Source organism: Halobacterium sp. KA-6 (assembly GCF_021029015.1).
Classification (GTDB): Archaea; Halobacteriota; Halobacteria; order Halobacteriales; family Halobacteriaceae; genus Halobacterium.
This window is the reverse complement of record NZ_JAJJZH010000024.1, coordinates 1-6,005: the sequence shown is the minus strand read 5'-3', so window position 1 is coordinate 6,005 and position 6,005 is coordinate 1. Positions and strand designations below refer to the sequence as shown.

7 protein-coding genes and 2 pseudogenes are annotated in these 6,005 nt (G+C 68.4%); 5 read left to right on the top strand and 4 right to left on the bottom strand.

Features of this window, described 5'->3' with window-relative positions:
- Window positions 1–98 (top strand): annotated as a pseudogene (locus LPA46_RS18445) (IS5/IS1182 family transposase); the annotation flags it as partial.
- Window positions 99–127: 29 nt separating this feature from the next.
- On the opposite strand, the pseudogene LPA46_RS18440 reads toward LPA46_RS18445, so the two are convergent.
- From LPA46_RS18440 to LPA46_RS18425, 4 genes and pseudogenes are all read right to left on the bottom strand, one after another.
- Window positions 128–856 (bottom strand): annotated as a pseudogene (locus LPA46_RS18440) (molybdopterin oxidoreductase family protein); the annotation flags it as partial.
- A gap of 107 nt (window positions 857–963) precedes the next feature.
- Entirely contained in the window at window positions 964–1,494 is a 531-nt protein-coding gene (gene msrA / locus LPA46_RS18435; RefSeq protein WP_230893772.1) for a peptide-methionine (S)-S-oxide reductase MsrA, read from the bottom strand.
- 46 nt (window positions 1,495–1,540) lie between these two features.
- Window positions 1,541–1,909, bottom strand: coding sequence for a hypothetical protein (locus tag LPA46_RS18430; protein WP_230893771.1), 369 nt, complete (start codon window positions 1,907–1,909; stop codon window positions 1,541–1,543).
- A 59-nt stretch (window positions 1,910–1,968) separates the two neighbouring features.
- A complete protein-coding gene (locus LPA46_RS18425; protein ID WP_230893770.1) occupies window positions 1,969–2,166 on the bottom strand; it encodes a heavy-metal-associated domain-containing protein in 198 nt (65 codons plus the stop codon).
- Window positions 2,167–2,295: 129 nt separating this feature from the next.
- Between LPA46_RS18425 and LPA46_RS18420 the strand changes: the two genes are divergently transcribed.
- The 4 genes from LPA46_RS18420 to LPA46_RS18405 all read left to right on the top strand — a co-directional run.
- Window positions 2,296–2,883 (top strand): AsnC family transcriptional regulator, encoded by a 588-nt coding sequence (locus LPA46_RS18420; RefSeq protein WP_230893769.1) that lies wholly within the window; start codon window positions 2,296–2,298, stop codon window positions 2,881–2,883.
- 31 nt (window positions 2,884–2,914) lie between these two features.
- Window positions 2,915–3,124 (top strand): hypothetical protein, encoded by a 210-nt coding sequence (locus LPA46_RS18415; protein WP_230893768.1) that lies wholly within the window; start codon window positions 2,915–2,917, stop codon window positions 3,122–3,124.
- A 59-nt stretch (window positions 3,125–3,183) separates the two neighbouring features.
- A complete protein-coding gene (locus LPA46_RS18410) occupies window positions 3,184–5,742 on the top strand; it encodes a transglutaminase domain-containing protein (protein WP_230893767.1) in 2,559 nt (852 codons plus the stop codon).
- Window positions 5,739–6,005: hypothetical protein (locus LPA46_RS18405; protein ID WP_230893766.1), on the top strand; the 267-nt coding region annotated here is incomplete at its 3' end. The genes LPA46_RS18410 and LPA46_RS18405, both read left to right, overlap by 4 nt.

The following is a 6,005-nucleotide window of genomic DNA, read 5'->3' as shown; positions in this document are numbered from 1 at the left end:
GCGATGCCGTGCGAGCGCTGGGCTGGTATCGACAGTTCCGTGAAATTGTCTTGATGTTCGCCATCATCAACATCGAACCGCTGTGTGAGCCGCTATAACCGTGACTCAACATCTATTCAACACAGCACTCCAGAACGGTCTCGAGGACGGCGTTCAGCAGCGGGATGTCCGTCCCCGGCTCCAATTGGAGGTGCATATGGCGGTCGGAGTCGTGGATGTCGAACGATTCCGTGGTCTTGTTCGCGTGCGGGTCGACCTGAATGACGGTCGCGCCGTCCAGCACGGCCTGTCGGAAGTACTGGCTGTTCGCGATGGGGTGTTGTTCGCCGGGGTTGGCGCCCTGAATCCAGAAGACGTCCGCCTCGTCGCGGAGGTCGGCCATACTGTTGGTCATCGCGCCTGCACCGAGGCTCTCGCGGAGCGCGTACACCGTCGAGGCGTGGCACATCCGCGTGCAGTTGTCGACGTTGTTCGTGCCATATCGCCGCGCGAGCTTCTGGAGGAGGTAATTCTCCTCGTTCATCACCTTCGAGGACGCGTAGAACCCCATGCCGTCGGGCCCGTACTCGTCCCGAATGTCCTCCATTTCGGCGACCACGCGAGAGAGCGCTTCGTCCCACGTCGCCTCGCGGAGTTCACCGTCCTCCCGAATCATGGGCTCGGTCAGCCGGTCGTCGTGGTCGACGACTTCCGTCGCGGCTCCGCCCTTGATGCAGACGCGGCCCTCGTTGACCGGTGCGTCCCCCCACGGCGCGAACCGGACGTTGCCGGGCTCGTCGCCCTGTCGGACGCTGATGCCACAGCCCACGCCGCAGTACGGACAGATGGTCTTCGTCAGTTCCTCCTCAGTCGACACGCCGCACCGCCCCCGTTGTGGCTCCCGTCATGTGAGTCTCTAGTGGAGAGTGTGACAGGCAGTAGCAAGAATCTTTCCGCGACACGCAAGCAGAGACGGCCCGAGCGCTACTGCACGCGGTCCGCGAACTGCTCGCGCACTTTCGCAACCTTCGGCGCGACGTTCACCGAGCAGTACGCCTGATTCGGATGTTTCTCGAAGTAGTTCTGATGTTTGTCCTCCGCGCGGTAGAACGTCTCCAGCGGTTCGATTTCGGTGACGATGGGGTCCTCGTAGGCGTCCGCGGCTTCGAGGTCCGCGACGAACGCTTCGGCGAGGTCACGCTGCTCGTCGTCGTGATAGAGGATAATCGAACGGTACTGCTCGCCCACGTCCGGTCCCTGCCGGTTCAGCGTCGTCGGGTCGTGGACCTTGAAGAACACCTCTAAGAGGTCCTCGTAGGCGAGTTCGTCGGCGTCGTACTCTACCTGCACGACCTCCGCGTGGCCGGTCGTGCCGTTGCAGACCTCACGGTACGTCGGGTCCTCGACCTGGCCGCCGGCGTACCCCGAGGTGACATCCTCGACGCCGGCGAGCTGCTCGAACGCCGCTTCCACGCACCAGAAACACCCGCCGCCGAACGTCGCAGTCTCGGTCATATCCACTCGTTCGTGGGCCCAGCAGTTAACAGACGCGGCACCAGCATCAGAGCGCGAACACGAGCGCGGCCGTGACGAGCGCCGACAGCAGCACGCTCGTGACGGTGATTTTCGCTGCGTACAACTGGTCGGTGCGGCGGTTTGCGGCGTCCGGAACCTCCTCGCGGTCGTCACCGAAGGCGTACTGACCAGCCAGCGCCAGCCGGACACAGAACGACTCGTTGGCCTGGAACGCCCACTCGAAGCCAACTGCTAGCGGGACGAATACGACGAGCAACAGCGGCTCCGGGAGGTCGCCGGCGAGATACGCGGCAACCACGACGGCAGCCGTGAGGAAGGCCAGCGCGGCGATGCGAGCGCGGCGCTGGCGCTGCTCGCTGCCGATGTTACACTGACCGGGACGGTAATCAGTCACGCCCTAGTTTCGGGCGTCGGGTGGTTGAGGATTGCGTCTCTCGCGACGCCTGCTGGTACTTACGCGGACGCCTCGTAGCCGGCGTCCTCGACGGCAGCGACAAGGGCGTCGGTGTCCGCGTCGCCCTCGACAGTCGCGGCGTCGTGTTCGCGGTCCGCGCTCGCCGACTCGACACCTTCGACGTCGGCGAGGGCGTCTTCGACGGTCGATTCGCAGCCGCCACAGCTCATCCCTTCGACGGTGATGGTTCGGGACATACTCGTCTATTGGTCTCGCCGCACTAATGCAGTTTCGCCTCATGACGTTCGCCTCGGACCGCCATCGGAGTTTGGATTCGAACGTTGTTCGGCGAAATCACTTTGTGTCGTTATCGCTGAGGGGTCGGCATGACCGACCTCGACGAGACCGACCGCCGCATTCTCGAACTGCTCGCGGCGGACGCCCGCCGCCCGTACAGCGACATCGCCGACGACGTCGGGCTCTCCGCGCCCGCCGTCTCGGACCGCGTCGCGAACCTCCAAGACAGCGGCCTCATCGAGCGCTTCACTGTGGATATCGACCGCTCGCGGCTCCGCGAGGGCGCGAACGTCCTCGTAGAACTGTCTGTCCCGCCAGGCGAAGTCGAAGCCGTCCGCGAGGCCGTCGGCAGTGCGGACGCTGTCGAACACGTCTTCGTCACCGCGAGCGGCGACGTCGTGTGCTCGGTACGGCTCCCCGTCGAGGACGTCCGTGCGTGGGTGACCGAGACCGTCGGGACCGAGCGCCTCCGCGACTACGAGGTGACGCTGCTCGCGGAAGCACAGTGGCACCCCAGCGTCGGCGAGGACTTCGCGATGGCGTGCGCGGAGTGTGGGAACACCGTCACCAGCGAGGGTGAGACTGCGCACATCGACGGCGACCGCTACCACTTCTGCTGTTCGTCGTGTCAGGCGCGCTTCGAGGAGCGCTACGACCGCCACGACGCCGAAGCCTAAACGCTAAGCGCTCGCGCACGAGTCAGCGAGTGTGCGCCGGAACGCGTTCATCTCGCGCTCGTTGCTGCTGTTCACGCTCGTCGCGGCGAGCTTCGTCGTCCTCGGATTCGGCCGGCTCGTGCTCTCGTACCGCGTCGCGCGCCTGCTCGCCGCGCCACTCCTGTTCGCAGCCGCGGGCCTCGCGGTGGTGCTCGTCGCGCAAGCAGTGCTGGCGACAGTCGGGCTTCTGGACGTGGACTGACAGTACGCCACCGTACCCTCCGAATCATATACGTGGCGTGGCGGCGAACGGGGAGACGAATGAGCGACGCCCCCGGTCCCGACGCGCGACGCGCCCTCCTCGCAGTCGTCTGCGCCATCGGCCTCGTCGCCGCCTCCACGGCCGCCCCAGCGCTCGCTGGACAGGCCCCGCTCGGCGGCCTCGACTCGCCGCCCGCACCCGGCGAGATCCCGGAACTCCTGCGCCAACTCCCCGGAGCCGACGCACTCCTCGGCAACGTGGACGGACAGCGGGGCAACTTCGACTTCGGGACGTCCGCGTTCGGCGCCCTCACGCCCGGGCGGACGGCGGACGTCGGTGGGCCGATGTCGTCCGGCCAGCGCGCGAACGCGACGGAGGCGCACTTCGTCGCGGAAGCCGACGAGTCGCGGTACTGGCGGACGGAAGCGTACACCACCTACACCGGCTCGGGCTGGGAGCGCCAACAGGTCAACCGCGTACAGCCGCCGCGCCCCGTCGAGGAGCGGCCGACCGAGTGGAACGAGATTACGCTCCGCCAGCCCGCGACGTCGCTACCGACGCCGTGGCGTCCGGTCGACCTCACGTGCGGGAACGACGGCTGTGGCTCCACGGTAGCGCTGAGCACGACCGGCGGCATCGAGGCGAACCCCGCATTCTCCGAGAGCCAGACCTACCGCGTGCAGAGCGTCGAACCGCTGAACGCCCCGAGCGTGCTCGACGACGTGCGCGTCGCGGGCAGCGTCGTCGACACCGAGTACACGACCGTGGAGACGACCGACCGCGTCCGCGAGCGTACTGCGGAGGTGGTCGGTGATGCCGACAATCGCTACGACGTAGCGCGCCGCATCGAACAGCACCTCGAATCCGAGAAGACCTACTCGCTGACCGATGTCCCCGAGCCCGGCGACCAGATTACCGACCAGTTCCTCTTCGAGCAAGACGCGGGCTACTGCGAGTACTTTGCGACCGCGATGACCACCATGCTGCGCTCGCAGGATGTCCCCGCGCGCTACGTCGTCGGCTACGCGGGCGGCGAGTACGTCGGCGACAACAGGTACCTCGTCCGTGGCGCGGACGCCCACGCGTGGGTTGAAGTGTACTTCGAGGACGTCGGCTGGGTGCGCTTCGACCCGACGCCCGGCGACGCTCGCGAGAGCGCGCGCGACGAACTCCACGAGGACGAGCGCGACTTCGACGTCTCGCTGAACCGGACCGCGGTGCCCGGCGAGCGCGTGACCGCGACGGTGAAGACCGCCGGGCTGCCCGCGCGCGACGTCGCGCTCGTCGTGAACGGCGACCGCGTCGGCCAGACCGACGAGAACGGCACAGTCGCGTTCACCGTCCCGTACGCCGAACAGTTGCGCGTCGACGTCGAGACGACAGTCAACGTCACGGCGTCCAGCAGTTCGCTCGCGCCCGCTAGTGTCGGTGGCGGCGACCGCGCGTACAGCATCACCTCGCCGGTAGTCGCCCAGCAGGACGACGGCAACGACTCCGCGCAGACGTTCGACGTGAACGCGGACGTCCGATTCGCCTTCGACGGCGACGTCGACCCAGGCACGGAGCGCACGCTCACCGTCACCGTCGCCGGACGGCCGTTCCCGGACGCCACAGTCAGCGTCGGCGGCGTCGAACAGGGCCGCACCGACGACGAGGGACGAATCACGGTCCAGATTCCCGAGGACGCCAGCGGCGTGCTCGAGGTGACGGCGTCCCGCGACGACCTCAGCGAGACGACGACCTACCCCGTCGACGCGCTCTCCGTCGCGGTGTCGCCCTCGCTCGTCGCGCCGCTCCCCGGCACGACGGCCACCGCGCACGTCACGTCGGGCGGTGAACCGGTGAGTGGTGCGTCGGTCACGGTCGTCGGCAAATCGGTCGGCATGACCGACGCGGACGGCACCGTCTCCTTTGAGATACCGTTGACGCGCGCGCCGGCCGTCGTCGCGACGGCCAGCGAGAAGACCACGACCACGTACCTCGGCTGGGTGCTGCCGTCCGCCGCAGTCGCCGTGCTCGTGGCTCTCAGCGCGCTCGCCGGCGTCGTGCTGAGCGCGCAGCAGCGCGGTATCACGCCGCGAACCGTCGTGGGTGCGCTCGTCGCCGTCGCTCGCGAGTCCGTGTCGTACGCGGTCGGTGCACTCGTCGGGCTCGCAGGCGCGCTGGACGATCTCGCGGCGGAACTGCGGACGGCCGCTGCGGACGGCTGGCGAGGCGTCCTCGCGTGGTTTGCGTCCCTCCCCGGCCGCGTCCACCTGCCGGACGTCCGCGGGTGGCTCGCCGGCGTCGCAGCGACTGCCGGCGCAGGGAGCGGCCGCAAATCCGAGGCGACCGAGCGGGGAGTCGAGTCGAGTGCGGACGCCGCCGACAGCCGTCTGCAAGCGGTGTGGCAGCGGTTCGTCGCGGTCGTCGGCGTGGACCGCTGGGAGACGAAGACGCCCGCGGAGGTCGCGCGCGAGGCCATCGCGCGTGGCTTCCCGAAGAAGCCCGTGTACGCGCTGACGGCCGCATTCCGGGAGGCCGCGTACGGCGGCCGCTCGGAGTCCTCCCGGCTCGACCGCGCGGAGGAGGCGTTGGATTCGGTGCGTGAGGACGACCACGAGGAGGGCGAACAGTGACCGCACTCCGTAGGACGGTGCTGGCAGCGGTCGGCGTTGTGGGCGTCGCGGTCGCCGTCGGCGTGGTCGTCGGGCTCGCACCTGCGTCGCTGGTCGGCGCGGCGAGCGGCCTGAACGCGACGCTCGCGACCGCCGTCGTCGCCGCCGGACTGGTCGGGTACGCGTTCCGTCGACGCCGGCAGACCGAACCCGTCACCGAGTCGTCGCTGCTCGCGGACGCGGAAAGCGACGCGACGGCAGCCGACCCCGGGCAGCCGGTCGAC